Raw genomic sequence first — 25,143 nt, 5'->3', positions numbered from 1 at the left:
TGCGATGGACCGTCGGCCCGGCTGGGAGCAGCCTGCGAGGTTGCTGTGAACGCGTGAGCTCGGTCAGACGCGATCGGCGTACACGACGATGTTGTCGTCGTAGCTGGAGATGTCCGAGTCGAACTCGCCGCCACAGGTGATCAAGCGCAGGCCGGGATGATCGATGTCGCCGTACACCTTGTCGGTGGGAAACGCGTCTTTCGGATACTGCTCCACCGCGCTGACGACGAAGCGGACGGTACCGCCCTCCTGGTCCGTGACGGTGACGTCGTCACCCTGCGCGAGATCCCGAAGTCGATAGAAGACTCCCGGGCTGCCACCCCAATCCACGTGTCCGGCAACGATCGACGGCCCCAACTGGCCCGGGATCGGCGACCCCGTGTACCAGCCTGCGGGAAAACCACCCGGCGGAACTTCCATCGAACCGTCCGAACGTAGACCGAGACCCATCACGTCGGAACCGACGTCGATCGCTGGAATGTCGATGCGGGCGGGAGGTGATCCGGCCGCCGGTGAGTTCGTTTGCGCTGCAACATCACCGGAAGAGGTATCGGGTGCCTGAGTGGACACGGCCGGAGACGCTGAAGTGCGTTCCGTAGGCGCTTCGTCCGAAGGCGTTGCACAACCGGTGAGAAGCAACAGGAGCATGAAGCAGGCAGCGGCCACTGCTCGCACCGCGACCCGGGAAAGGGTCGCGGTGCGAGCAGATTCAGCCGGAGGTGCGCACTCCGTGACTGCGGATCTCACAGATCAGCGCCGACGTCGGGTCATCATCGTGACCGATACTGCCCCGACCGTGAGCAGAGCGAGAAGAGTCCACATCGTCACGGCCGACGCACTGGTCGACTGCGTGACCGTGCTGCCGTCACCGGTATCGACGCCACCATTGGGAATCTGCGTGATCTGCCCACCCGGGTTGTACGTACCCGGCTGATCCGGGCCGGAGGGAGTGTTCGGCTGATTCGGAACTCCGGGCGTGTTCGGCTGATCGGGCACGTTCGGCTGGTTCGGGACGTTGGGCTGGTTCGGGACGTTGGGCTGATTCGGCACGTTCGGCTGATTCGGCACGTTCGGCTGATTCGGCACGTTCGGCTGATTCGGCACGTTCGGCTGATTCGGCACGTTCGGCTGATTCGGGACGTTGGGCTGATTCGGCACGTTCGGCACGTTCGGCTGATTCGGCACGTTCGGCTGATTCGGCTGATTCGGCACGTTCGGGACACCGGGGATCGGCGGGATCGTGATGCCGGGGATCGGGGGTAGGCCCGGAATCGGGGGCACTTCGATGACAATCGGCGGCGTACCGCCACCATCGCCCGGAGTGCCCGGGGTACCGCCACCATCACCCGGGGAACCGCCACCATCACCCGGAGGCGTCGTGGTCACGGGCGGAGTAGTGGTCACCGGAGGCGTGGTGGTCACCGGCGGAGTAGTGGTCACCGGCGGAGTCGTGGTCACCGAAGGAGTAGTGGTGACGGGAGGCTCTGTGGTTCCGCAACCCGGGTTGGTGATCGTGTTCGAGTCGAGGGTGACGGCACCATCCAGAGCCAGTAGCCGTCCCTGTACATCGGCATTCGTGGTCGCGGTGATCGACGCCCGCGCCATGATCGTGCCCACGAAATCGGTGTTGGTACCGAGAGTGGCCGAGCTCCCGACCTGCCAGAACACATTGCAGGGGTTGGCCCCGTTGATCAGCGAGACACTGCTGTCGGACGCCGTGATCAACGTGGATGCAGCTTGGAAGATGAACACGGCATCGGATCGGCCCTGCGCATCGAGTGTCAGTGTTCCGGTGAGGCCGAGCGTGCCAGAACCGTACAACCCGGCCAGCAGCGTCTGCCCGCCGAGTTCGACTCCGGTCGAGGTTGCTCCCGGCCGTCCGGCCGCGTCGTCGTATCCGGTACTCAGGTCCGCTTTTGCTTGCGCTGCAACCGAATTGCGGTCATTTATGACTCCGCTGGTGAGCTCTCCCGGTGGGAATCCTGTGATGAACGGTTCGACACCGACGCCTGGGCTCACTCCGACGTTGCCGCTGATGCTCGACGGTCCGGTGTTCGTGATCTTGGAACCGGCCAGTACGGCATAGCTCTCGGCGGTGCCGAGTTCGACGGTTGTGGGCTGAGCGAGGGCCAGAGGGGCATTGACCAGCATAAGCGCGCTGGTGGCCAGGGCAATTGTTCCTACGACGGGAATGAGCGTCTTGCTGCGGCCGGTGATGGTGGACGCATGGGTGCGCTGCGAAGCATGCATGGATTACATACCGATCTGCTGGTGGGGGAAGAAGCGGGCCTGCTGCCTCGCTTCGTAAATCACGCGCATCGATCCCCCGACGAGTTCGATTGCGTTGCAAATGATTTCGCGACGTTCGACGATGTTCACTGGCATAAACCAGGGGCGTCGAGGTCTCGCGGTCTGTGCACTTCGATGGCATCGCCTGCCGGCTTTTTGCAACATGGCGATCGGAGTAAGAAGTGCGGAGGCTCGTGCCCCACTCCGCGAAAAAGAGTTTCCCCGTATCTCTACGGTGTAGGGCTACAGCACATCACGTGTAAACTGGTGGGTCAAGCGAAAACACCTGCAGGACAACGAGTTTGTTTACAGGCAAAAAACCGTCCAAATGTCGTTTACTCGATTTCCGGAAAGGTGGTGCTGTTCGTTGTCACCGGTAGACCATTACGACGGGTACGCCCCCGACAAGATCGACCGGGAGTACGTGGTGTCGGCGGCCCTGTCCATCATCGATCGCACCGGACTCGACAGCCTGTCGATTCGCAGCCTGGCCGCTTCGATCGATCGTGATCCGATGACGGTGTACCGGTATCTCCCGACGAAGGAAGCACTACTCGACGCAATCGCCGATTCGATACTCATCACGCTCGTCACCGTGGACCGAACAGACCCCGATTGGCAGGGCCAGCTGAGGATCTTCGCCCGGCACTATCGCGAACTCGCCCTACAGCATCCGAACGCGGTGATCCTGCTGGCAACTCGGCCGCAGTCGACTCCGATGGGACTGGGCACCACCAGATCTTTGAGATCACTGGAGGGCGTTCTGGCGTTGCTGTCCGCCAATGGGTTCAGCGTGCCCGAGGCATTGTCGACCTACCGAACGCTCAAATCGTTTCTACGAGGACACCTGTTGAGCGAAACGCAGGAGATCACCGAGAACCCCGACGAGACCGGCGACCGGCTGACCCTGGCATTGCGTCGGCTACCCATCGACGAATTTCCGCTGCTGTCCACGCTGCCACCCCTCATCACAGAATACGACGGTGCCCTCGAGCTCGAGCGTGGACTCGACGCGCTGTTCGAGGGCCTCGTCCGAACCGTCCGCGGAGCGGGCTGACACCTCGACTCCGCCGGATCTTACGACGCAACCAGCTCCTACGGAGTTCACAGCATCGGAAGTCACCGCACTCACAGCACGGGGCCGGTCTCGTTCGCCTTCTCCTCGTCTCGCTGCTGCTGCGCTGCGGCCAGCCCCGACATCGTGCGCAGCGGAACCTCTTTCAGGAACAGCACCAGCACGAACCCGATGACCATCAGGATCGACACGGCCAGGAACACGTAGTCCATGGCATCCGAGAAGCCGATCCGGAACGGTTCGGCAAGTGCGGGTTCGAGCTTCTGAATGAACGAGCTGTCCTGCAGCGCACTCCCGGCGACCGAGGCGTCACCCGACGCAATGGCCCGGGCGAACCCGGATTCCAGTGGATCGGAACTGCTTGCCGCGGTCTGCACCGCTTGCTGGAAGGCCGGCGTCGAGCTCGCGGCGATCAGTGCATCGCCCGTCTTCGGGGTCAGCTGAGTGAAGAGCATCGACAGGAACACCGCCACACCCACCGTCGCACCGATCTGGCGGAAGAACGTTGCGGCAGAGGTCGATACACCCATGTCCTTGGGCGGCATCGCGTTCTGGATGGCGAGCGTCAGCGGCTGCATCATCGAACCGAGACCGAGACCGAACACGCCCATCACGACCATGGTCTGCCACAGCGGAGTATCGGCGTGCACGTAGTGGAACGTGAACATCGCGATCGCCATCAACGCGGTACCGACGATCGGAAAGATCTTGTAGCGCCCCGTCTTCGAGATCATCCGGCCCGAGACGATCGACGCGATCATCAGTGCACCCACGAGCGGCAGGGTTTGGTAGCCGGCCAGAGTGGGCGAGGAGCCCTTGACGACCTGCAGGTACTGCGGCAGCAGAGAGATACCACCGAACATCGCAGCACCGGCGATGACGCTGACGGCAATACACAACGAGAACAACGGGTTTCGGAAGAATCGCATGGGGATCAGGGCGTCGTCGCCCATCTTGATCTCGGCGAGCACGAATGCGATGACGCCGACGATGCCGATTCCGAAGCACAGCAACGCGCGTGGCGAGCTCCAGCCCCACACACGACCCTGCTCGGCGATGATGAGCAGCGGCACGAGGCCTACGCTGAGAAGCACTGCGCCCCACCAGTCGACGCGCGCTTCGCGTCGGTACACCGGCAGGTTCAGCACCCGCCACACGACGACGAGTGCAATGATGCCGAGCGGCACGTTGATGTAGAAAACCCAACGCCAGCCGGTGATTCCGAGGATCGACGACTGCCCGGCGAGCAGCCCACCGATGACCGGCCCGAGCACACTCGAGGTACCGAAGACGGCCAGGAAGTAGCCCTGGTACTTGGCGCGCTCACGCGGCGGCACGATATCCCCGATGATGGCCAGCGCCATCGACATCAGACCACCCGCACCCAGGCCCTGGATAGCGCGGAAGGCGGCGAGCTCGTACATCGACGTCGCGATGCCGCACAGCATGGACCCGACGACGAAGATCGAGATGGCCGTCATGAAGAACGGCTTGCGCCCGTACAGATCGGAGAGCTTGCCGTAGAGCGGGGTCGAGACCGTGGAGGTGATGAGGTAGGCCGTTGTCACCCAGGCCAGAACCGAGAACCCGTTGAGATCGTCGGCGATGGTACGCACAGACGTCGACACGATGGTCTGGTCGAGGGCAGCAAGGAACATGCCCATCATCAGGCCCGACAGAATGGTCATGATCTCGCGGTGCGAATACTCGCCGCTGGCGGGAGTCACTTCTCGCTCGGTTACCATCTCTTTAGTGCACCTTTACGTAGCGTTTGCTTGTGTCCTACAACGATATTCGGACCACCAGCATGCTCGCAGAAAGCTGTCTAAGCAAAGGTTTATTTGCGACGAATCCTGTCTCGCACCTCACGCATCGTGTGCGGATGAATTCCCTCCGCCGCGAGCACTCGTCTGGTCTTGCGGCGCGTCAGCAGAACGCCGGTAATCGCGACGATCCACACCGGGAACTGCACGAACAAGGCAACCCGGAAACCGTCGAACGTGTAGCCGCCCATCGCGTCGAGAATCCAACCGATCCCCGCTATCACCAACAGCGACGCCAGGAACCCGCCGATGTTCACCATCCCCTGAGCCGTCCCCAGATTTGCGCTCGGATTGAACGTGCGGGCGAGATCGAAACCGATCACCGAACCCGGACCTCCCACCGAGATCACCACCACGAGCAGCACCAGCAACCACAGCGGCGCAGGCCCGGGAAGCGACAGCACGATGGCCCACATCGTGGCATTGCTGATCATGATCGCCAGCACCAGCCACGACCGTCGCATCGGGTAGCGCCCGGTGAGGAGACCGACCACGATGCCCGACACCACCGCGGCCGCCACCGACACCGTCAACAACGCTCCGGCCGTCGACGCGGACAGGCCCTGCGCCGACGTCAGATACGGCACACCCCACAGCAACGCGAACACCGTGATCGAGAACTGGGTGCCCATGTGGGAGAAGAAGCCGAGGCGGGTGCCGGGGCGTCGCCACACCTCCGCGATGGACGCGATGGTCTGCCGCAGCGACGTGGGCTCGGTATCGGGAGTGATGCTGTCACCGGGGCGATCTCGAACCAGCGCGATCACGAGCACAACAGCAAGCAGCCCCAATGCCGCCGCGCTGCCGAATGCGACCGTCCAACCCGGCCCGTTCAACAGAATCAGGAACGGGACCGCCGAGAGCACCTGACCGAGTTGGCCGAGCAGACCTGTCAGCTGCGAGACGATCGGCACCCGCCGCGGGGAGAACCAGCGCGGCACCAACCGCAAGACCGAAATGAAGGTGAGAGCGTCGCCCACGCCGACGAACGCGCGAGCGGCCACCGCGACCGGGAGCGACTCGGTGAGTGCGAGGGTGATCTGAGCCGACGCCATGATCAGCGCGCCCGCGGCGATCATCCTGCGCGAACCGATCCGATCCAACAGCACGCCGGCCGGGATCTGCATCGCCGCATACACGATCACCTGCAACACCACGAACGACGAGAGCAGAGACGGCGACACCGAGAACCGATCCGCCGCACTGAGACCAGCGACTCCGAACGACGTGCGATGCAGCACCCCGATGATGTAGGCGAAGACACCGATGCCCCACACCACCCACACGGTTCTCCCTGTAGTCACGAGACGATTGTGTCAACCACGCTGTGGAATGATCAGACCCGGTAGTTCGTGGAGCAAGAAAGTGAGTGACGTCATGGCCAAGCAGCTGTTGGTACTCAACGGTCCGAATCTCAACATGCTCGGCACCAGGCAGCCCGAGGTGTACGGCCACGCCACCCTCGCCGATGTCGTCGCCCTGTGCGAGAAGACCGCCGCCGACCTCGGACTCACCGTGAAAGCAGAACAGTCCAACCACGAGGGTCAGATCATCGACTGGATCCACGAGGCCCGCGGGGTGGCGTCGGGCATCGTCATCAACCCCGGTGGACTGACGCACACCTCGGTGGCGCTGCGCGACGCACTCGTCATCCCGGAGGTCCCGATCATCGAGGTGCACATTTCCAACGTGCACGCCCGTGAGGAGTTTCGACACCACTCCTTCGTGTCGCCTATCGCCAGTGGCGTCATCGCCGGACTCGGCATCGACGGATACCGCTTCGCCATCGAACGACTGGCTGCTCTCATCTGACGCTCAGGTTGCCCTGCATAAACTGGTCGCCGTGAACACCAGCAACAAGGCATCGAAAGACATCAGGGCTATGCAGAACGGCGACAAGAATCGCCGAACGCTGATCCAGATCGTCGTGGCTGTGGTTCTCATCGCGCTCGTTGCAGCAATTGCCTTGTTCATCGTCAACAGGAACTCGACGTCGGGTGAGGCATCTCCCGCCACGAGCTCGTCACCGGGCCAGCAGCTGACGCCCACGTCGTTGACCGACACCGGTGCCATCCGCTTCGGTAATCCCGACGCCACCACCGTCATCAGTGTCGTCGAGGACTTCCAGTGCCCGGCGTGCAAGAACTTCGAGTCCATCAGCGGGTCGACGTTGCAGCAGCTGGCCGACGCGGGCAACGTCGCGGTGGACTACCGACCCATCTCCATTCTCGACCGCTTCTCGAACGGCACGATGTACTCGACGCGTGCCGCGAGCGCCTCGATCTGCGTCGCCGAAAACGACCGGGACAGCTGGATGGACTGGCACAACTCCATGTTCGCGGAGCAGCCCGCGGAGAACGGCACCGGATTGACCGACGACAAGCTCGTCGAGATCGCCACCTCCGCCGGTGCCGACTCCCCCGCCACCGCGTCGTGCATCACCGACGGCAGCTACACCGATTGGGTCACCAGCCAGACGCAGTCCGTCATAGGCGAAGGCATCAACGGGACGCCGAGCGTGCGCGTCAACGGTACCGACGTCTCCAACCCGACTCCGGAGAACATCCTCTCCGCCGCTGCAGCAGCCGGTAACTGAGCGGCAGCCGGTACCAGAGCATGAGGACCCGCGTCGGTGCCGCAGTCTTCACCGTCTTCAGCGCGATCGGGCTACTCGCTGCGCTGACCCTGACGATCGAGCGATTCAAGTTGCTCGAGGACGCGTCGTACGTACCGTCGTGCAGCCTCAATCCGGTGCTCTCGTGCGGATCGGTGATGGTGACGAAACAGGCTGCGCTCTTCGGCTTCCCGAACCCCATCCTGGGCATCGTCGCGTTCTCGGTTGCGCTCGTCGCCGGGGTGCTGTGGCTCGGCCGCGTCGAACTGCCGCACTGGTTCTGGCTCGGCATGAGTGGCGGCCTGCTGCTCGGTGAAGTGTTCGTGCATTGGCTGATAGTCCAGAGCCTGTACGAGATCGGCGCACTGTGCCCTTACTGCATGGTGGTGTGGGCCGTGACGATGCCGCTGTTCGTGCTGGCTCTGAGCCGCCTGATCAGCACCGGCCCGAACAACGGTGGCACGATCGGCCGTCTTTTCCTCGAATGGCGGTGGACGCTGCTCGCCGTGTGGTACGCAATCGTCATCGCGCTCATCGGAATCCGCTTCTCGGACTACTGGACCTCGTTGCTCTGAGTTTCGCTGCTCTGACAGTTTCGCAGCTCTGAGTTTCGCCGCTCCGACAGTTTCGCAAAACTCATGAGTCGATCGACTGCACCGTGCATGATGGGTACAGCACCCGAGTGAGACTGATCACAGCTCCTGGCTCGGGGAAGATCGTTCGAGTAGCAGGAGTCGATACATGGCAGGCGATCCATTCGCAGTCATCGTTGCCGTCATCGTGTCCGCCGCCGGTGTTGTCGCCGGAACCGACGCCCCGGCTCCGATTCCCGATCAGGCAGTGACGGATCAGGCCGCAGAAATTGCCGCCAACGCCGAGGATCAGGCGAAGACGATGAGCGATCAGTGGACCGAACTCCTGGGCACCATGCCCGAGCCTGCCGCCGACATCGCCGATCGCACGTTGTCCGACGCCGCGGACGGCCTGCACACTGCCGTCGAGCCGATGCTCCCGAACCTTCCGACGGTGGAAGACATCGAGGCGGCCGAGGATGTAGCGGTGCCGACCGCGGCGGAAGATGCACTGGCTGCCCTCCCCACTGCCGCTGCGGCTGTACCTGCTGCCGGCTCCCCGTCTGCCCCACTTCCGTTCAGCGTGTTCGCGCCGAGTGCTCTCTCGTCAACCGCTCTCTCGTCAACTGCAGCCGCACTCGGTGCCGGTGCAGTCCAGTTCGCCGGCCGCACGTACACCGCAGCCGATATCGCCACCCAGACGGCGTTCATGGCGTCGGCCGAGGCCATTCGGCGCGCACTCTTTCCCGGGCTGCCCGTCACGTTCACCGGTATCAATGTGGGCCCGATCGGCTTGGGGGCGGTGGGAGCCATCACCGCCTTCGTGCCGTGGCTGCAGAAAGCAGGCAACATCTGCGGAGGCGTCAAAGGCACCACGATCGCCGCACTCTATGCCGCCGAGAATGGCTTTCGGTACGGTCCGACGGCGCCTGTCTCGAGCACCGGCGCACAGGGACCGGGGCAATTCATGCCGGGCACGTGGGCGACCTACGGCAAGGACTACGACGGCAACGGCGTGGTCGACGTCAACAGCGTCGGAGACGCAGTAATGGCGTCGGGCACGATGCTGTGCGACATCTACGGGCAGGTCGACGGCTGGAAGCGAGAGGGCAAGGTCTCCGGTGACACACTCGACCTGACCCTCGCCGGATACAACGCGGGCGCGGGAGCGGTGCTGCGATCAGGCGGTATGCCCTCGGGCACAGTCGATTACGAGACACAGACCAAGCCGTATGTGGCCCGCATCAGGGCGACCGAGGCGCAGTTCGCCTCGATACTGACCCCGTTCGCGGGGCTCGACCTCACCGGAATGGGCGGCCGGGCAGTGCAATTGGCGATGGACTACCTGGGGCTGCCCTACGTATGGGGTGGCGGAAACATCAACGGTCCGTCCGGTGGTGGATTCGATTGCTCCGGTCTGACGTCGTACGCCCTGTTCAAGGCCTCGGGCGGGAAGGTGACGCTGCCCCGGACCTCCGAAACACAATGGAACGTCGGCACCGAGGTTCCGATGGAACTGGCGCAGCCCGGCGATCTGCTGTTCGGGAACTGGGGACCTGCGGGACCCGGACACGTGGCGATCTACATGGGGAACGGCCAGATGGTGCATGCTCCCACCACCGGTGACGTGGTTCGAGTGGCACCGGTGTTCGACGGTATGCGCGCCCGTCACATCGTCTAGGTGCGCGCGTACAGTGCGAACGTGACCAATGCACGCGTGGAACCGGCCGGCTTCGACGACGAGCTGGCACCGGAGCCGCCGCCCGGTGAGGGCTTCGAGAACAACTGGCCGGTGCGGACGGGCGACATCGATCCGACCAACCGACTGCGGTTCGACGGAGTCGCCCGCTACCTGCAGGACATCGGTACCGACAACCTCGATGCCACGCCGCTGGGCAAGACCGATCCGATGTGGATCGTGCGGCGCACCGTCATCGACGTCTTCGAGCCCATCCACTTTCCGGACCACGTGCACATGCGTCGGTGGTGTTCGTCGATGTCGACGCGGTGGTCGAACATGCGCGTGGCACTGACGACCCCGAAGGGTGGTCGTATCGAAACCGAGGGCTTCTGGATCAACATCAGCAAGGACACCGGAATGCCGACCCGCATCAGCGACGGCGCACTGGAAATGCTGGCCCGAACCACCGATCAACACCGGTTGCGATGGAAGGCATGGCTGATCGAGCCGGTGCCCGCGGAATCGCACACCGACCTTCAGTTCCCTTTGCGCGCAACCGATATCGACCCATTCAACCACCTCAACAATGCGGCCTACTGGCATGCGATCGAGGAGTTGTTGGTCGACGTACCCGCGCTGGCCGCGTCGCCGCACCGCGCCGTGATCGAGTACCTGAGCCCTGTGCTGGCAGGCGAACGCGTGACTCTGCGCCACCGCTACGAAGGCGGCGCGTTGACCGTCTGGTTCGTTGTCACCGGCGCATCGGGCGAGCCGACGGTGCGTACCGTGGCCAAGGTGGCACCCAAGGCCTGATGGTCGAGCTTGCCGCGCGGGGTGCGCGGTAAGGCGTCCACGACGGCGATCACCACGGGCAGGCTCGGGCTCGGCAACATCGAGCGAACGTGCCGCCGTATCTGCGCCACTGTGGGTGAGTTCTGCTGGGCTACAACCACTCCCGCCGCCGGCACCTCACCGGTGCGGTCGTCGGGAACGCCGACAACTCCGGCATCGAGAACACCGGGGATCGACAACAGTGCCGCCTCGATCGGGGCCAGCTCGACCGTGAGCCCGGCTCGAACGATCGTCTCGCTGCCGCGGCCGAGCAACGTCAGTCGACCCTCGTCGACACTGCCGCGATCGCCGACCGTCATCCACCCGTCGACGGGCCCGTTCGTCAGGGTGGTGTGGTCGCCGACTCGGCTCAGGTAACCGTCGAACAGCATGTCGCTGCGCACGTGCAGCAGTTCGTTCCTGGTCTCCACCTCCACCCCGCCGAACAACGCGCCCTCCACACTCGCTGCCTCGACGCCCGTGCCGCCAGGAGTTCGACGGTCGTACGAGACGAAGCTCAGTTCCGATGCACCGTAGAAGTGCGTCATGGTTGCGTTCGGTAACACCGTCGCCAATGCCGTGCGGGCCGACTGCGGCCATCGCGCCGCAGACGAGAGCACCTCGCGGACGCCGGGATACCGGGCGTTGGATCGAGCGATGTCCCAGGCGATGGTCGGTACCGAATAGAGATGTGTCGGATCATCTTCGAGAGCGACCGCCGCCTTCCGTAGATCCACCGTCGCACCGCGGGTGAGCCCGTGCAACGCACCGTAGAGAAAGTGCGTGTGATCAAGGGTGCCGGATGCAGACACTCGATCGCCCGGCCCGAGCTCGAACAGTGCATCGGACCGGTCCAGCGTGGCAGCCCAGGACGCCTGATCTCGAACGAACAATTTGGGTGGTCCGGTCGTCCCCGAGGTGATGCCGACCAGGAGTTCGGCGCTGCGTGCGGGTGGATCGAGCGGCGCGGCACGGCCGGTGGTGAGCTCCTCGGGTGCCAGCACTGTGTCGGCACCCCAACGATGCACTCGTGCGTGCTGGCGCGGATGCGCGACAATCAGCGAGGGCTCACACACCGCCGTGACATCGGCGAATTCTCGAGCCAACAGATGTCGATGCAGCAGAACGACACTCACACCGGCATGCATTGCCGCCAGAACCACGACCAGCGACCCGATGTCCGACGTCGGCAGTACCGCGATGCGACGCTTCCCTGCCAATGCGGTCGCCGCGCATGTCACCCGATCCCAGAATTCACGGTACGTGATTCGGTCGGTCGCATCGACGATTGCGATGTCTTCCCGGTCGGAATGCCGCGCTGTTCGGGCGGCAAGAAGCTCACTGGTCATCGCGTGGTTCGTCTTCACCATCGTCTTCACCGTCGTCGTCCACACCGCGCGCGACGAGGGCATCACCCATCGCATCCGCAGTGCGGAGGGCGCGCACCAGAACCGGGGTTGCCAGAGCCGTCATGGACCATTGCAGTCCGCGGGCTTTGCGAGCCTGGGACACCTCTTGGACGATGGACGCCAGCAGCGGGATGCACCGAATGGCAAGGGCCAGGAGCAGCCCGATGCGATCCGGGTCGACGCCGAAGCGTCGGATCGGCCCGAGTGCTCTCGTGACGGTGTCGAGCATGTCGGTCACCCGGGTGGTCAGCGTGACCAGTGCCGCCAGGGCAACGGAGATCACCAGCACCCCGCACACCACCACCGCGCGTTGCCACGTGGTGATCAGTATCTGGAACACGCCGATGATCAGCAACATCCAGAGCACTGGACGAAGTTGCGCCAGAGCGACTTTCGCCGGAATACCGGCCACAGCGAACAGGGCGGCGACCGCCAGAGCCACCACGCCGACCTCGAGCGGGGTGCGCGCGAAGATCACGGTCGCCAAAATTGCAACTATGAGCGACAACAGTTTCCAGCCCGGGCTCATTCGGTGCAGCAGCGATGTACCGGGGCGGTAGAGACCGATCACCCGATCAGCTCCCGATACGCCGGAACCGCTGCGGCGGGGGCACCGTCGAACGCCACGCGGCCGTCATCGATGACGATGACACGCTCGAAGCTGTCCAGCAGAGCGAGCTGATGAGTCACGACGACGACTTGCTGATCCATCGAATCCAGAGCCTGAGCGACGACGCGTCCGTTGCGCAGATCGAGCAACGTGGTCGGCTCGTCCGCAACAACCACCTCCGGCCGCCTGATCAGTACGGCACCGATCGCAAGCAATTGCTTCTGCCCACCGGAAAGCAGATGCGCCGGGTGATCGCGGTGCTGATCCAGTCGAAAGCGGACGAGGATTTCGTCGACGCGGTCGGCCACCTCTTTTTTGCTCAGCCCGGACCTACGCAGAGAGAACGCGAGATCCTCGGCGACAGTCGGCATGACGATCTGCGAATCGGGGTCGGTGAAGACGAACCCGACCTTCTTACGAACCTGCGCACCCTTCTTCGCGGCGTCGACGCCGTCGACCGTGACGCGGCCGGAGTCGGGCTTGATCAGACCGTTGATCATCCGAGCCAGCGTCGACTTCCCCGACCCGTTCGATCCGATGATGCCGATGCGTCGCTCGTCGAATTCCAGGTCGATGCCATGCAGTACCTGCCGCTCCCCGAAGGAGTGGGAAATGTTCTCGAACTTGATGCTGCTCATGTCACTCGCTCCACCAACATCGCTATTCCTTGCCCGCCGCCGATGGCGCAGGCCGCCAATCCCAGTGCCGGACCACTCGGTTGCAGCATTCGAGACGCCAAGCGCACCAGCAGAATTGCGCCCGATGCGCCCCACGGGTGACCCATCGCGATGGCCCCACCGTCCGGGCAGATGCGCTCTTCGTCGATGCCCAGTGCATCCGAGACCGCGAGCACCACCGATGCGAACGCCTCGGTGATCTCGATGACCCCGATGTCGTCGAGTGACACCCCGGTGCGCGTGAGTAGCTTCTCGATCGCAGGTACCGGGCCCAGACCGGGAAGTGCCGGATCGGACCCGGCCACCGCGCTGCCGAGAATGCGCAGTGCCGGCATTCCGGCGGCACGTTCGGCCGTGGTGATCGCCAGAACTGCGGCACCGTCGGAGATTCCGCAGGAATTGCCGGCGGTGACGGTGCCGTCGGACGTGAACGTGGGACGCAGTCTGCCCAGGCGCTGGGCAGTCATGTTGGGGCGGATGCGTTCGTCTGCGCTCAGCTCTCCGATCGGGACTATTTCGGCGGAGAAGTCGTGTGCCGCAGCTCGTGCGAAGGACCGTGCGGCGTACTCGTCCTGCCGCTTCCGGTCGATTCCACGCCTACGCGCGAGATCGTCTGCCGCAACGCCCATGTCAGGATCGGCGAAACCCTCGGGAGCGAACGGCGCTCGGGTGTATCGAACCGGTTCGCCGCCGTCGACCGGCGGCCAGAACCGCCACGGACTCGTACTGGCCGATTCGACGCCACCAGCGAGAATCAACGTCTCGTCGCCACTGCGGATGCGCGACGCAGCCTGCATGACGGCGTCGAGTCCGGATCCACACTGGCGGTCGACGGTAACGCCGGGGACGTCGACACCGAGCCCCGCGAGCAGGGCCGATACACGCGCAACGTCGCCGCCGGGGCCGAGACAGTTGCCGAGGATCACGTCGTCGATCGGGAGTCCGAGCGAACTAACTTCTGCTGCAACAGCTTTCAGCACCGGTGCAGCGAGGTTCGGGGCGGTCACATCGACGAAGCCGTGACCAGCGATACCGATCGCGGTTCGTTTGGCCGCAACGATTACGGGAGTACTCATAGCAGGGCTTTCCGGGCGATTTTGCCGCTCGAGGTACGGGGTAGCTGCTGCACCACCGTCCACCGTCGCGGCAGTGCCTCCTTGGTCATGATCGAGCGGGCGTCGGCGCGGATACGGTCGAGATCGCGGGATCCGTCGAGTTCGATGACGGCAGAGACCGTTTCACCCAACACCGCATGGGGAGATCCGATGGCAGCCGCGGCTCGAACACCGTCGAGTGCGGTCAGGATTCGCTCGACGTCCTCTGCGACGACGGTGGTGCCGCCGACATTGATCGCCGCATCCCCCCGACCGTGGACGAGCAGTTCGCGGCCGCTGAGCTCGGCCAGATCGCCGACGCCGCACCAGCCAGTGGTGCCGAGTGCCGAGTACGGCGAACGGACGACCAGATACCCGTCTTCGGTGCGCGCCTCGACATCGCGGAGCAATCGCAGTGCCGCGTGCTCGCCTGTTACCCGTGCCGCCACCAACGACAGTTCCGCCGATCCGTAGTACTCCACCAACCTGACACCCATGGCCGAGATCGTCTGCGCTGCTGCGAGATCGAGTCCGGCACCAGCTGCGACCGCCACCCGCGCACCGGGCATCCGACAGACCGTGTCGCGAAGCACCGCAGGTACCGCATGCACCGCCGTGGCCTCGGCCGGGTCGTCGGTGACGCAGGCCCCCAGCCACAGTGCGTGCACGGCGGCGAACAGGTGCATCGTGGCATGCAGTGGTCCGGTGATCAGCACCGAATCGGTGGGGCGGATGTCGGTGATCCCGGTGAACTCGGGGAAGCTGTCGACCCACGACGCGGCAGTGCGTTCGAGCGGCTTGGGGCGTCCGGTGGAGCCGGAGGTCGCGACCAGCAGGAAAGCGTCGGGACTCGGCCCCTCCGCACGATCCGGCCTGGTGGCCGGATCCTCGACTCGCACCGCACTTCCCTGCCGCGCCGCCGCAAAAACGCAGATCAGCGCCTCGGGTAGCTCGAGCGCTGAGGCGTCGTGCACCGGGAGGTGAGGCCATTGCTCGACGGCTGCGTCGAGGTCGGCGTAGGTGAGCGTGCGACCCGACCAGACAATGGCCGGGTTGTCGGCCCGGTCATTTACGCTGCCGTTGTCGCCGCCTCGACCTCCCAGCTCGAGAGTCACGCCTTGATCAGGCCCGGGTATGCACGGTGCACGCTCTTGGCGACCACGGTCGCGACGACGACCTTGGCGATGTCACCGGGCAGGAACGGGCCGTTGGACGTGATCGCAGCCCAGACTCCGACGTCGGTACGCAGGATCAGGCCGATGATCCCGAAGACGTACACCACCACGATGCCGCCGACGGCATTGATCGCAAGACCGAGCGCGATCGAGTACTTCGGCAGGATGCGGGCGGTGAGCCAGCCGATCAGCAATGCTGCCGGTATCCAGCCGATGAGGTACCCGACGGTGGGTCCGGCCATCGCAGACAGACCGGTACGTCCACCCGCCAGCAATGGGAGGCCGATCATCGTCAGCGCTAGAAACACCAGGACCGCAGCAGTGCCTTTCCTGGCACCGAGGATCGCGCCGGACAGAATGATGCCGAGGGTCTGCAAGGTGATGGGGACGCCGGAGAAGCCGACCGTGATCGATCCCGGCAGGCCGAGCGCAGCGATGAGCGCTGCGAACACTGCGATCTGCGCCATGTCGCGGGCGGAGACGTTCATTCGGCTGACCTTACGGCTCGGCGGACGGGTACTGCTGTCGACTTCTGACACGGGTGGCTCCTCGAGGAGTGGGGCGGTCACCTGCCCCAGAGACTTGAACGGCGTTCAAGGTAGCAGGTGTGCGGTTCTGACCACACCCTGGACGGTCTTTTGTTCAAAAGGGGGCGGGATCGTATCTGCTCCGGTCGAGTCGAATGCGCACGTGTACGACGCGGCAGTGGTCGAGGTAGGCACGTCTCTTATCCGCCAGTTTCTTCCGTGCAATGTCCGATGACGCGGAACGAAAATCCGCGAGTGTCGGCGGTGCAGAGCTGCTGTATTCGAGCTCCCATCGGGTGGGTTGGAACGGGGACAGCGCATTGTCGGCCGACTTCTTCCGCCGACGGCGGCGTCGAGGAGGCGACGCGATCGAGAACTCCGGCAACGTGACCGCGCGTAGACCGAGAGAGTTCGACCACAGAATTGCCCCTCCGGCGAGCATCACGGCCGACCACGCTTTCGAGGTCTTCGCCTGATGGTGAAATACGCACACCGGTTGAAGATTGGTCACGATCGTCCAGCCGCCACGCCCCGGATCGTCCTTGTCGAACGGGACCACATGATCGATCTGGCACCGGGCCGAGGGCACGTCACAATTGGGGAACGTGCACGTGCGATAGGCCGCCCGCACGACAGCGGCAACGCGCGCGCTCGGCCGATAGGTCACCGCGGCTCGCGACGGAACGCATTCGCCGCCATGACCGTCGGGAAAAATCCCGCGCGCACGCTCGGGCTGTTCGGCAATCCAACCGAGCCAGCGTGCGACAAGCCCATCGCGGACAGACTCCTCCCCCAGAATCCGATCGGCCGGCGGACAACCTTGGGCGCATACGCCGCGCATCGGCGGAAGCTGAGCGGCACTGCGCACCCGGCCGATGCCCAGCACTGTGCGCAACAGACGGAAGCCGGGTGGAGACGGACCGACCGAGTCGTTGCCTCCGGTTGAACCACCGCCCTCATCGTCGGGACCGCCGGGTCCATCGTCGCCAGAACCGCCGGGCCCATCGTCGCCAGAACCGCCGGGCCCATCGTCGCCAGAACCGCCGGGCCCATCGTCGCCAGAACCGCCGTCGTCGTCCGGGCCGTCGTCGTCCGGGCCGTCGTCGTCCGGGCCGTCGTCGTCCAGGTTGTAGTCGTCCGGGCCATCGGTGTCCGGGCCATCGCCGTCCGGGCCATCGCCTTCCCGGCCGTCATCGTCCGGACTGTCGTCATCCGGGGTGTCTTCATCCGGATCGTCGTCGTTCGGGCTCTCGCCCTTCGGGCTCTCGTCGTTCGGGCTCTCGTCGTTCGAGCCGCGCTCGTCGGGGCTGCCTTGCTCGGGCTTCAGCATGTCGACCAACTCGGTCAGCATTGCCTGCCATTTCGCGTCGGCGGCGACGATGCGCGCCACCTCGGGATCGATCGGAGTTCCGTCCGCCAAGGTCGCGGGCTCCGCGGACAGTCCCAGCAGCGTCTCCACCGCCACCACGATCTGCAGGAGATGTCCGCGCCTCGGTGGGAGATCGTCGGCGGCACCGGCAACCGGGCACTCGTCACCGAGATCGCACTGACAGACGAGCGAATGCTCGCCGTGCAGCAACGCCATCAGTCCGGCGGCCCGCAGCATCCCCGTCGACCGCGGATCGTCCTTGCAGACCGTGCCGACGATCTCGACGATGAGCGCATCTGCCTCGGCCGCTTCGAGATCCGTGATCTTCGCGATGAGCGACGAAATACCGCCGGGACCGGTTCGCACGATCCGCACTCCGACTTCCTCCGACTTCGCCGTCTCGCGAGCCTGCGCAGCGCCGTCCGGATCGGCCTTCATCCACAACCGCCAGATTCGGTTCCGCAAGGCCTGCGGACGCATTCGGCCACCTGCGGCGCAGACCTCGTATTCGATTTTCGAGATGGTCTCGTCAGTGGCGCGATGCAACACCGAGGTGATGGTGACCACCGTCGACCAGTCGAAGCTTCCGGTCACGAAACGCAAGGCCGTCAACGGCATTCGATGTAGACGCTCCGCGACGTCGTGCACCACCGACGCATCGCGACGCGTGCCGGTCATCGTCACGGCCAAGTCGCACAACGCGCCGCGGACCGTCTCGCCCGGATCGCCACCGGCGGCTTCGGCAGCCTCCAGTCGCATCTCGAGTACGTCGCAGTACGCGAGTACGGTCCCTGCCCTGGCAAGGTTCTCGTGGACGCGGTTGAGCGCGATCACGTCGAGAAACCCCGCAATACAGTCATCGACCGGTGGCGTTTCCGCCACGCCCCACCCCCCGGTATCGAACATGCATTCGATCTTACGAGAGGGGTCCGACAAGAATATGTCACGCGCATTCGGCGTCGGGATCGTCATAACGGAACCGCGGGCAATTACTCGATTCGTGACGTCTGGCCGGGTGATGAGGACCAACTCGGCACCGCTCACGTGGCAATCTGGAAGGCGACGTATCCGGGGATGATCCCGAACACCAGAGCACCGGCGTCGCCAGCGAATTGTGGTCGACGCAATCGGCCACCGGAACAGATCTGCATATCTGTGGGACGCAGCGGCCAACGAGCGCGCAATGGCGTTCTATCGCAAGCATCGGTTCGAAGTGGACGGCACCACCCGGTTCGACCCGGACTGGGATTGCGTCGAAGCCCGAATGGTCAGGGCTTGACGGGCGGGTTTCTTCTGGGTGTATCCGGATCGAGCTTCTCGGGATTGAGCACGACCTCGGCCACCATAGGCGTTGTCTCGACAGTCGAATCGCCGTAACGAACGGCCACCGTGTTCGGCAGAAACGCCTCCAGAGCCCTCGGGGTCAGCCACCACAACAGCGCGGTGAACAGGATCAGAATGTTGACCCACTGCATGATCGTTGCGGCATTGTCGGACGGAATCACTCGATCGAACACCTGAACATTCATCACCAGACCGTGCACTGCGATCAACACCCACAGTCGTCGGTAGCGATAGAACACCCACACCGCCGCTGCACCCCAGCACAGCGCCCAGAGAAAACCGCCACCGCCGAAGTACAGATAGAGGAAGCCCCGCATCGTCGCAGACAACGCCATGATTGCCCAGATCGGCAACCTGCCCACGAGCAGCAACACCGGAAGCGCCACCAGGATCGGCTCCTCACGCAGACCGACGGCCAGCGCGGAAACCACTGCAAGCCAATCGGATTCGACCGACGCCGGAACCGAGAAGCTGAAGCGGAGCACATCCATCCGAGACAGCACGAGCAGCAATGCCGACGCAGCACCGATCGCAGCGCACCAGGTGATCGCCGCCTCGAGCGCAGTACCGCGACGCATCGGCCATACCGCGGGCAACGTGCGACGCCGAACGAAATACACCGCAGCGATCGCCGCCGCCCCGATCGCCACCTGAACCACGCCGACCGCAAGGTCCATCCATTGATCCGACAGTGTGAGTACGGGCGCAGGCGCATTCGGCTCGCGGAAACGCCACAGCGCACCCACCAGACCGATGAAGTAGACGACGCCCCAACCGGCTACCAGAGCCAGAATCGACACGGCCGTGCCGACTGCGGTCAAGCCACGTCGACGCGAATGAGCCGCGGCATTCGCATCCAGACTGCTCGCCACCAGGTCACCACCATCCACTCAGCACCGCATCGCCTGTCATCGAACAGCTGTCGACCCCCGGACTTGTTTATCATGCGGAGGCCGAAAATTCAGTACCGTCGCAGCGACGTCGGTCACCGTCGACCATCGTGATCCGGCGTGTCGGTCGAATCCTCGCGTCCGAAAATGTCGTCGCGTAACTCCCCGACAATTCCGCGCCTGTCGGTGGCGCGCCGCGAGTCCCATACGTCCACCACAGCGAGGACCATCAGGACACAGCCGAGTGGGCCGCCCTGGAACCAGAACACCCGCAGGTCCCAGAAGGACAGCGCCAACACTGCGCCGACGACAATCATGACGATGCTGCGCGCATCGGTTGCCCGAAATTTTCCTGCCCTCATGACGCATCCTTTCCTCGGGTCGACCGGGGCCGACGTCACACCAGGTTCATCTCGATGGCCGCATCTGCGACCAGCAGCGCACCCACGACGATCAGTACCGTTCCCACCACGTCCTGGCTCCAGCGTTCGACGCGGTGCATCAGACGCCACAGAAGTGACGAAACGAGTTGCCATGCAGCGACTCTGGCGGTGAGCAGAACCAGAGCCGGTAGCAGGGTGATGAGTACGTAGACCGCCAGAATCGAGACCGAGAATGCCCATCCCCGTCCGGACGCGGCCACCGCGTCGATCGCGGCTGAATAAGGCAGCATCGTCGACACCTCGACCGCGCCCACTGCAACAGCGAGGAGGACCACACCTCGAGCACTCGCCGGTGCCCGCATCCACCACGCACCACTCGGGCGTCGACGCCGTCGATCGCAGACGAGCCCCGCGAGCAGAACGACACCACCCACAGTGATCCGCACCCACGCATTTCCGGGTACCGCATGGGTCATGAAGGCAGCGGTCGCGTCTTCGATCAGCGTCAGCAGCGTGATGCCGACCCCGAGATACAGCAGCCCCAGCACGCCCAGGTGCAACAGAACCCCTCGAACCCGGAACGACGGCTGCACCATCATCCACAGCGGGACGACGAGCGTGCCGACACCGATGCTGTCCAACAGCGCCAGCCCGATCACGTTAAAAAACACAGCTGTACCATAACATCTATTTCACACATCCGTGTCGGAAAAATCCACACGTGCTAGAACAGACCGATGCCGAAGATCGTCGACCACGAAGCTCGCCGAGCGGAGATCGTCGCCGCCGTCTGGCGCGTGATCGAGCGAGCGGGGATGAACGGGGCGACCGTGCGCAGCGTCGCCGCCGAGGCCGGCGTCTCCCCCGGATCACTGCGGTACTACTTCTCCGACCAAGGAGAACTGGTGCTGTTCGCAGCCGAGGCCATGACGCAGCGCATCGTGCATCGGTTGGAAGCACACCCCACCGAGGGTGACGGACTGGCGCGCGCTGTCCGAGTCCTCGAAGAAATGCTCCCACTCGACGAGAACCGCCGCGTCGAGGCGTCGGTATGGCTCGAAGCGATCGCCCGAGCCCGATTCGACGACCGGTTGGCCGCCCTCAAGACCGCGGGATGGTTCGGGAGCCGGTACCTGTGCCGACTCGCGTGGGCGCACCTACGCCATCTGGATCTGCCGAACTCGCCGCAATTCTCGTTCGGAAGCGACGCAGACGAGAACGCCGTCGCCGAACTACACATCTACGTCGACGGGCTCACGCTGCACGCAGTGACGTATCCCGAACAACTCCCATCCGACGAGGTGCGCCGACTGCTGCGGTACTACCTGACGACGCGGCTCTAGCCGGTCTTCGCAGCCGCGACGAATCCGGCCAGATCCGTTACTCGAGGTAACGTCGATGGGATGCATGTGTCCGACCGTCTCACCGACCACGTTCCCGAGCGATGGCTCGAGCCCCTCGTCAAGCACGCCGAGGCTCTCAAGTTCCTCATCGTCGGAGCGATCACCTTCGTCGTCACCGTCGTACTGTTCTTCGGCCTGAAGTGGACGATCCTGCAGGACAAGCCGGTGACAGCGAACGTTCTGGCGGTGCTGATCGCGACGATCGTGTCGTACATCCTCAACCGGGAATGGTCCTTCACCGCCCGCGGCGGACGTCGCCGGCACCACGAGGCAGCGCTGTTCTTCGCCGTCGCCGGAACCGGCCTGGCAATCAACCAGCTACCGCTGTGGGTGTCCAGTTACATGCTGGATCTGCGCGCCCCGAACGTGTCCTTCCTCACCGAAAACATTGCCGACTTCGTCAGCGGCTCGATCATCGGCACACTCCTGGCGACCGCGTTCCGATGGTGGGCAATGCGCAAGTTCGTCTTCCCAGAACCGGTGAATGTTGTCCCCGATTCTGCGCCTCTGACCGTTTACGGTGGACGGCATGGCGACCTCTAGGACCCTCGTGCTGATGCGGCACGGCAAATCCGGCTACCCCGACGGCGTTCCCGACCACGAGCGACCATTGGCGCCGCGCGGCGAACGCGAGGCGGGACTTGCCGGAGCCTGGATTGCCGAGCACGTCGGCCGCGTCGACGCAGTGCTGTGTTCGACGGCCCTGCGCACTCGCGAAACCCTGGCCGCCACCGGTCTGGGCGATGCTCCCACCCGCTTCGAGCGCGACATCTACGGCGGATCCGCAGACGAGATCATCGACGAAATCCGTCTCGCCGACACGTACTTCGACGACGTGACGGTATCGACCTTGCTGGTCGTCGGGCACGAGCCCGGAATCCCTTGGACTGCACTCGAATTGGCGGCAGACGACGACACCGACGTCGCCCGCGAGGTTCGGCACCGCTTCCCCACTTCTGCGATAGCAGTGCTCACCACCGAAAAAACGTGGGCAGAGATCGCAGCAAGCTCGGCCACGATCACCGAGTTCTGCATCCCCCGCGCTGATCAGTAGTCAGTGCTAATCGGTAGTCAGCGGTTCCTGAGGTACAGGTAGCCGGCACCGCCTGCTGCGAGCAACAGGATCAGCGCCGCGGGGAACCCGAGCAGCCACCACACCACTGCCAGCACCACCAGTGCAGGTGCCGCGGCGATCAATGCGATGCCGGGATTCTCACGAACCGTCTCCAACGCGGACTGTGCGTGCACTCTGTCGATCTTCTTGCCTGCCATGGCGGACTCCCTGGTATTGCCTACGTGTCCTGTATGCGTGATTCCACAGTAGCGCGTTCGGCTACGACTTTCGGTGGAGCGCAGCGTCGTACCTTCGGCCGAACCACCAGCTACGACGCCTCCGCGGGGGTATCGCGCGCACATCGGCTGCGGTGAAATCGGGCCATGAACAATCCGATTCTGCTCACGATCGCGGTCTGCGAGGTCGGCTTCTGGGTACTGGTGATCGGCGGACTGTGCCTGCGCTACCTGGCACGCATGAGACGCGCCAGCACGATCACGCTCGCCCTCCTCCCGGTACTCGATCTTGTCCTCGTCGCGGCGGTGGCCCTGGATCTACATCGTGGCGGCGAGGTCGAATTCGCCCACCGTCTCGCCGGCATCTACCTCGGCTGGACCGTCGTATTTGCACACTCCACCGTGGCTTGGCTCGATGTGCGCTTCGCGCACCGATTCGCCGGCGGACCCGCACCGGTGAAGCCTCCCAAGAGCGGCCCACGGGCTTACCGCAACGAGATCCGAGGATTCGTGAAGTGGCTGTGCGCAGCGGCGATCGCTCTGGTGATCACCTACGGACTCGCATACACCGTGGCAGACTCGGAGCAGGCAGCAGCGCTGAAGACCGTGATCCAACCACTCGGCGTCATCACGTTCTTCTGGTTCGTGACCGGACCACTGTGGGTGCTGGGTTCCAAGAACACAGACTCGAAAGATGCGAGCTCGAAAGATACTGCAGGAGAACGGAGTCGACACTGATGCTGGGAGGTTCGCGGGTGCCGGCCGGTTCCACGATGCTAGCTGGTTCCACGATGCTGCGCAGGTTCAGACCCGCGTGGCAGCCGCTCAATCCCGCCATACTGCCGATCGAAATGCTGCTTGCCACCGTTGTCTATGCCGGGTTCCAGCTCTCCACGGGCATGGTCGGTGACACCAGGGACGAACTCGTCGGCAGCCCAGCCCTGATCGCGGTGAGTGTCGTCGCCATCATCGCTATGACTGCTGTGACGTGTGCACGCCGGTCGTTTCCCGTCACGTCCTATCTGACGGTGGTAGCCATCAGTGTGGCGCTGATTCTGGTTCTGCCCGACCGCACTCTTGGGTTCACCCCGCTGTACTGGTTTGGCATCGCCGCGTTGGCAATTCGGGTGACCGGGCTACGCCTGTTCGCACCCCTCACAGTCGGGCTGATCCTCGAAATCGCCGTCAGCGTCGACACCCGCCTGTCTTTCCCGGATGCCACAGCAGGCCCCGGTGGAACGATCGGTGTGGTGGCCGAGCAGGTGGCGAATCTGATCATCAACTACACGGTGCTCATCGCCCTCGGAAAGTACATCGCGCGCAACCGGACCCAGGAACTCGAGAACGAGGCGGCACTGGACCGAGCCGAACTCGAACACCGGCAACAACTGGATGCGGCACTCGACAACGAACGAAGAACCATGGCTCGCGAGCTCCATGACGTCGCTGCCCACCACCTGACCGGAATGCTCATCCAAGCCAAGGCTTCCAAGACTCTCATCACGAGCGACCCCGAGCAGGCACGCGAACTGCTCACCGGTGCAATCGGACACGGCCAGCGCACCCTCGACAGCCTGCGCCAGATCGTCGGCATCCTGCGCCCGAGCACCACCGACGACGGACATGGGAACAGCGCACCGCAGCCGATGATCGCCGACATACCCGGTCTGATCGAGCAGTCACGAATATCGTTCGCGTCCATCACGGTAGACATCGGGGTAAACACCGCCGGAGACACAGGCGACACCGACAGCGCTGTGCAATTGACGTGCTACCGCATCGTTCAGGAGGCGTTGTCCAATGCCCGACGCCATGCGCCCAACTGCGATGTGACCGTGCAGGTATCCGATCGTTCGTCGGTCATCGAGGTGACCGTGAGCAACACGATCACCTCGGACGCCTCCGGCCGGCGCGAATCGGCGGGGCAGGGTTTCGGCATCCCGGGAATGCAGGAGCGAGCCGCACTGCTCGGAGGAACCCTCGACTCCGGATTGTCGGCCGACGGAACGGCATGGTCCGTACGCGCTCGGCTGCCTGTCAACGGAAAGATCTCCCGGCCCACAGAGCTGATTGCATGATCGAGGTGC

General features: G+C 64.2%; 26 protein-coding genes. 11 read left to right on the top strand and 15 right to left on the bottom strand.

What is annotated here, in order from left to right; translation table 11 throughout:
* Positions 1-63: 63 nt before the first annotated feature.
* Complete coding sequence (locus CH294_RS15880; protein ID WP_052077441.1) at positions 64-570, bottom strand: class F sortase; 507 nt, start codon at positions 568-570, stop codon at positions 64-66.
* 180 nt (positions 571-750) lie between these two features.
* Positions 751-2,250, bottom strand: coding sequence for an ice-binding family protein (locus CH294_RS15875; RefSeq protein WP_094738481.1), 1,500 nt, complete (start codon positions 2,248-2,250; stop codon positions 751-753).
* A gap of 406 nt (positions 2,251-2,656) precedes the next feature.
* Here CH294_RS15875 and CH294_RS15870 point away from each other — a divergent pair, with 406 nt between their 5' ends.
* On the top strand, positions 2,657-3,346 hold the full coding sequence (locus CH294_RS15870) for a TetR/AcrR family transcriptional regulator C-terminal domain-containing protein (RefSeq protein ID WP_249305318.1): 690 nt from the start codon (positions 2,657-2,659) through the stop codon (positions 3,344-3,346).
* Between the two features lie 71 nt (positions 3,347-3,417).
* Here the strand turns inward: CH294_RS15870 and CH294_RS15865 are convergent, their stop codons facing one another.
* Together CH294_RS15865 and CH294_RS15860 are read right to left on the bottom strand one after the other, a co-directional pair.
* The gene (locus CH294_RS15865; protein WP_037153574.1) at positions 3,418-5,109 is read right to left on the bottom strand and encodes an MDR family MFS transporter; all 1,692 of its coding nucleotides are present in this window, start codon (positions 5,107-5,109) and stop codon (positions 3,418-3,420) included.
* 92 nt (positions 5,110-5,201) lie between these two features.
* Complete coding sequence (locus tag CH294_RS15860; protein WP_094738479.1) at positions 5,202-6,491, bottom strand: MFS transporter; 1,290 nt, start codon at positions 6,489-6,491, stop codon at positions 5,202-5,204.
* Between the two features lie 73 nt (positions 6,492-6,564).
* Between CH294_RS15860 and aroQ the strand changes: the two genes are divergently transcribed.
* From aroQ to CH294_RS15835, 5 genes are all read left to right on the top strand, one after another.
* Positions 6,565-6,999 carry a type II 3-dehydroquinate dehydratase gene (gene aroQ / locus CH294_RS15855; protein ID WP_170944754.1) on the top strand — a complete coding sequence of 145 codons (435 nt, stop codon included), beginning with the start codon at positions 6,565-6,567 and terminating at the stop codon, positions 6,997-6,999.
* Positions 7,000-7,030: 31 nt separating this feature from the next.
* Entirely contained in the window at positions 7,031-7,783 is a 753-nt protein-coding gene (locus CH294_RS15850) for a thioredoxin domain-containing protein (protein WP_242640202.1), read from the top strand.
* A 20-nt stretch (positions 7,784-7,803) separates the two neighbouring features.
* Positions 7,804-8,376, top strand: coding sequence for a vitamin K epoxide reductase family protein (locus tag CH294_RS15845; protein WP_037153576.1), 573 nt, complete (start codon positions 7,804-7,806; stop codon positions 8,374-8,376).
* Positions 8,377-8,542: 166 nt separating this feature from the next.
* Complete coding sequence (locus CH294_RS15840) at positions 8,543-10,054, top strand: NlpC/P60 family protein (protein WP_037153577.1); 1,512 nt, start codon at positions 8,543-8,545, stop codon at positions 10,052-10,054.
* 36 nt (positions 10,055-10,090) lie between these two features.
* Positions 10,091-10,867 carry an acyl-ACP thioesterase domain-containing protein gene (locus CH294_RS15835; protein ID WP_094738548.1) on the top strand — a complete coding sequence of 259 codons (777 nt, stop codon included), beginning with the start codon at positions 10,091-10,093 and terminating at the stop codon, positions 10,865-10,867.
* Here CH294_RS15835 and CH294_RS15830 read toward each other — a convergent pair.
* The 10 genes from CH294_RS15830 to CH294_RS15785 form a co-directional block, all read right to left on the bottom strand.
* Positions 10,771-12,255 carry an AMP-binding protein gene (locus CH294_RS15830; RefSeq protein ID WP_249305317.1) on the bottom strand — a complete coding sequence of 495 codons (1,485 nt, stop codon included), beginning with the start codon at positions 12,253-12,255 and terminating at the stop codon, positions 10,771-10,773. The two genes, CH294_RS15835 and CH294_RS15830, sit on opposite strands and share 97 nt — an antisense overlap.
* Positions 12,224-12,865 carry an energy-coupling factor transporter transmembrane protein EcfT gene (locus CH294_RS15825; RefSeq protein WP_094738478.1) on the bottom strand — a complete coding sequence of 214 codons (642 nt, stop codon included), beginning with the start codon at positions 12,863-12,865 and terminating at the stop codon, positions 12,224-12,226. The genes CH294_RS15830 and CH294_RS15825 overlap by 32 nt, the downstream gene beginning before the upstream one ends.
* Positions 12,862-13,542 carry an ABC transporter ATP-binding protein gene (locus CH294_RS15820; RefSeq protein WP_032380487.1) on the bottom strand — a complete coding sequence of 227 codons (681 nt, stop codon included), beginning with the start codon at positions 13,540-13,542 and terminating at the stop codon, positions 12,862-12,864. Before CH294_RS15820 ends, CH294_RS15825 begins: the two co-directional genes overlap by 4 nt.
* Positions 13,539-14,657 (bottom strand): thiolase family protein, encoded by a 1,119-nt coding sequence (locus CH294_RS15815; RefSeq protein WP_094738477.1) that lies wholly within the window; start codon positions 14,655-14,657, stop codon positions 13,539-13,541. The genes CH294_RS15820 and CH294_RS15815 overlap by 4 nt, the downstream gene beginning before the upstream one ends.
* Positions 14,654-15,790, bottom strand: a complete 1,137-nt coding sequence (locus tag CH294_RS15810) for an AMP-binding protein (RefSeq protein ID WP_094738476.1) — start codon at positions 15,788-15,790, stop codon at positions 14,654-14,656. Before CH294_RS15810 ends, CH294_RS15815 begins: the two co-directional genes overlap by 4 nt.
* A complete protein-coding gene (locus CH294_RS15805) occupies positions 15,787-16,317 on the bottom strand; it encodes a biotin transporter BioY (RefSeq protein ID WP_032380827.1) in 531 nt (176 codons plus the stop codon). The genes CH294_RS15810 and CH294_RS15805 overlap by 4 nt, the downstream gene beginning before the upstream one ends.
* A 175-nt stretch (positions 16,318-16,492) precedes the next feature.
* Positions 16,493-18,652, bottom strand: a complete 2,160-nt coding sequence (locus CH294_RS27515) for an HNH endonuclease signature motif containing protein (RefSeq protein ID WP_170944744.1) — start codon at positions 18,650-18,652, stop codon at positions 16,493-16,495.
* Between the two features lie 362 nt (positions 18,653-19,014).
* Positions 19,015-19,962, bottom strand: a complete 948-nt coding sequence (locus CH294_RS15795) for a CPBP family intramembrane glutamic endopeptidase (protein WP_170944743.1) — start codon at positions 19,960-19,962, stop codon at positions 19,015-19,017.
* A gap of 113 nt (positions 19,963-20,075) precedes the next feature.
* Positions 20,076-20,342: a hypothetical protein gene (locus CH294_RS15790; RefSeq protein ID WP_094738474.1), complete on the bottom strand. Its 267-nt coding sequence runs from the start codon at positions 20,340-20,342 to the stop codon at positions 20,076-20,078.
* Between the two features lie 35 nt (positions 20,343-20,377).
* On the bottom strand, positions 20,378-21,034 hold the full coding sequence (locus CH294_RS15785; RefSeq protein ID WP_094738473.1) for a GAP family protein: 657 nt from the start codon (positions 21,032-21,034) through the stop codon (positions 20,378-20,380).
* 66 nt (positions 21,035-21,100) lie between these two features.
* Here CH294_RS15785 and CH294_RS15780 point away from each other — a divergent pair, with 66 nt between their 5' ends.
* The 3 genes from CH294_RS15780 to CH294_RS15770 are packed head-to-tail and all read left to right on the top strand — an operon-like array spanning position 21,101 to position 22,820.
* Positions 21,101-21,706: a TetR/AcrR family transcriptional regulator gene (locus tag CH294_RS15780; RefSeq protein ID WP_094704079.1), complete on the top strand. Its 606-nt coding sequence runs from the start codon at positions 21,101-21,103 to the stop codon at positions 21,704-21,706.
* A gap of 60 nt (positions 21,707-21,766) precedes the next feature.
* Complete coding sequence (locus tag CH294_RS15775; protein ID WP_032380483.1) at positions 21,767-22,309, top strand: GtrA family protein; 543 nt, start codon at positions 21,767-21,769, stop codon at positions 22,307-22,309.
* Complete coding sequence (locus CH294_RS15770; protein ID WP_037153873.1) at positions 22,296-22,820, top strand: histidine phosphatase family protein; 525 nt, start codon at positions 22,296-22,298, stop codon at positions 22,818-22,820. Before CH294_RS15775 ends, CH294_RS15770 begins: the two co-directional genes overlap by 14 nt.
* 17 nt (positions 22,821-22,837) lie before the next feature.
* Here the strand turns inward: CH294_RS15770 and CH294_RS15765 are convergent, their stop codons facing one another.
* The gene (locus tag CH294_RS15765; protein ID WP_037171706.1) at positions 22,838-23,038 is read right to left on the bottom strand and encodes a hypothetical protein; all 201 of its coding nucleotides are present in this window, start codon (positions 23,036-23,038) and stop codon (positions 22,838-22,840) included.
* A 165-nt stretch (positions 23,039-23,203) separates the two neighbouring features.
* Here CH294_RS15765 and CH294_RS15760 point away from each other — a divergent pair, with 165 nt between their 5' ends.
* On the top strand, positions 23,204-23,794 hold the full coding sequence (locus CH294_RS15760; RefSeq protein ID WP_094738472.1) for a hypothetical protein: 591 nt from the start codon (positions 23,204-23,206) through the stop codon (positions 23,792-23,794).
* A 53-nt stretch (positions 23,795-23,847) separates the two neighbouring features.
* Complete coding sequence (locus CH294_RS15755; protein WP_170944742.1) at positions 23,848-25,134, top strand: histidine kinase; 1,287 nt, start codon at positions 23,848-23,850, stop codon at positions 25,132-25,134.
* The last annotated feature ends 9 nt before the right edge of the window (positions 25,135-25,143 follow it).

This window comes from Rhodococcus sp. 14-2483-1-1, assembly GCF_002259335.1.
Classification (GTDB): Bacteria; Actinomycetota; Actinomycetes; order Mycobacteriales; family Mycobacteriaceae; genus Rhodococcoides.
The sequence above is the reverse complement of the archived record's forward strand: the minus strand, read 5'-3'. Positions and strand labels throughout refer to the sequence as shown.

Coding starts and splice junctions, on each gene's coding strand:
- CH294_RS15875 (WP_094738481.1), bottom strand. CDS start 2,250: ATGCATGCTTCGCAGCGCACCCATGCGTCCACCATCACCGGCCGCAGC.
- CH294_RS15865 (WP_037153574.1), bottom strand. CDS start 5,109: ATGGTAACCGAGCGAGAAGTGACTCCCGCCAGCGGCGAGTATTCGCAC.
- aroQ (WP_170944754.1), top strand. CDS start 6,565: ATGGCCAAGCAGCTGTTGGTACTCAACGGTCCGAATCTCAACATGCTC.
- CH294_RS15845 (WP_037153576.1), top strand. CDS start 7,804: ATGAGGACCCGCGTCGGTGCCGCAGTCTTCACCGTCTTCAGCGCGATC.
- CH294_RS15840 (WP_037153577.1), top strand. CDS start 8,543: ATGGCAGGCGATCCATTCGCAGTCATCGTTGCCGTCATCGTGTCCGCC.
- CH294_RS15830 (WP_249305317.1), bottom strand. CDS start 12,255: ATGGTGAAGACGAACCACGCGATGACCAGTGAGCTTCTTGCCGCCCGA.
- CH294_RS15820 (WP_032380487.1), bottom strand. CDS start 13,542: ATGAGCAGCATCAAGTTCGAGAACATTTCCCACTCCTTCGGGGAGCGG.
- CH294_RS15815 (WP_094738477.1), bottom strand. CDS start 14,657: ATGAGTACTCCCGTAATCGTTGCGGCCAAACGAACCGCGATCGGTATC.
- CH294_RS15805 (WP_032380827.1), bottom strand. CDS start 16,317: ATGGCGCAGATCGCAGTGTTCGCAGCGCTCATCGCTGCGCTCGGCCTG.
- CH294_RS27515 (WP_170944744.1), bottom strand. CDS start 18,652: ATGTTCGATACCGGGGGGTGGGGCGTGGCGGAAACGCCACCGGTCGAT.
- CH294_RS15790 (WP_094738474.1), bottom strand. CDS start 20,342: ATGAGGGCAGGAAAATTTCGGGCAACCGATGCGCGCAGCATCGTCATG.
- CH294_RS15780 (WP_094704079.1), top strand. CDS start 21,101: ATGCCGAAGATCGTCGACCACGAAGCTCGCCGAGCGGAGATCGTCGCC.
- CH294_RS15775 (WP_032380483.1), top strand. CDS start 21,767: ATGCATGTGTCCGACCGTCTCACCGACCACGTTCCCGAGCGATGGCTC.
- CH294_RS15770 (WP_037153873.1), top strand. CDS start 22,296: ATGGCGACCTCTAGGACCCTCGTGCTGATGCGGCACGGCAAATCCGGC.
- CH294_RS15765 (WP_037171706.1), bottom strand. CDS start 23,038: ATGGCAGGCAAGAAGATCGACAGAGTGCACGCACAGTCCGCGTTGGAG.
- CH294_RS15760 (WP_094738472.1), top strand. CDS start 23,204: ATGAACAATCCGATTCTGCTCACGATCGCGGTCTGCGAGGTCGGCTTC.
- CH294_RS15755 (WP_170944742.1), top strand. CDS start 23,848: ATGCTGCGCAGGTTCAGACCCGCGTGGCAGCCGCTCAATCCCGCCATA.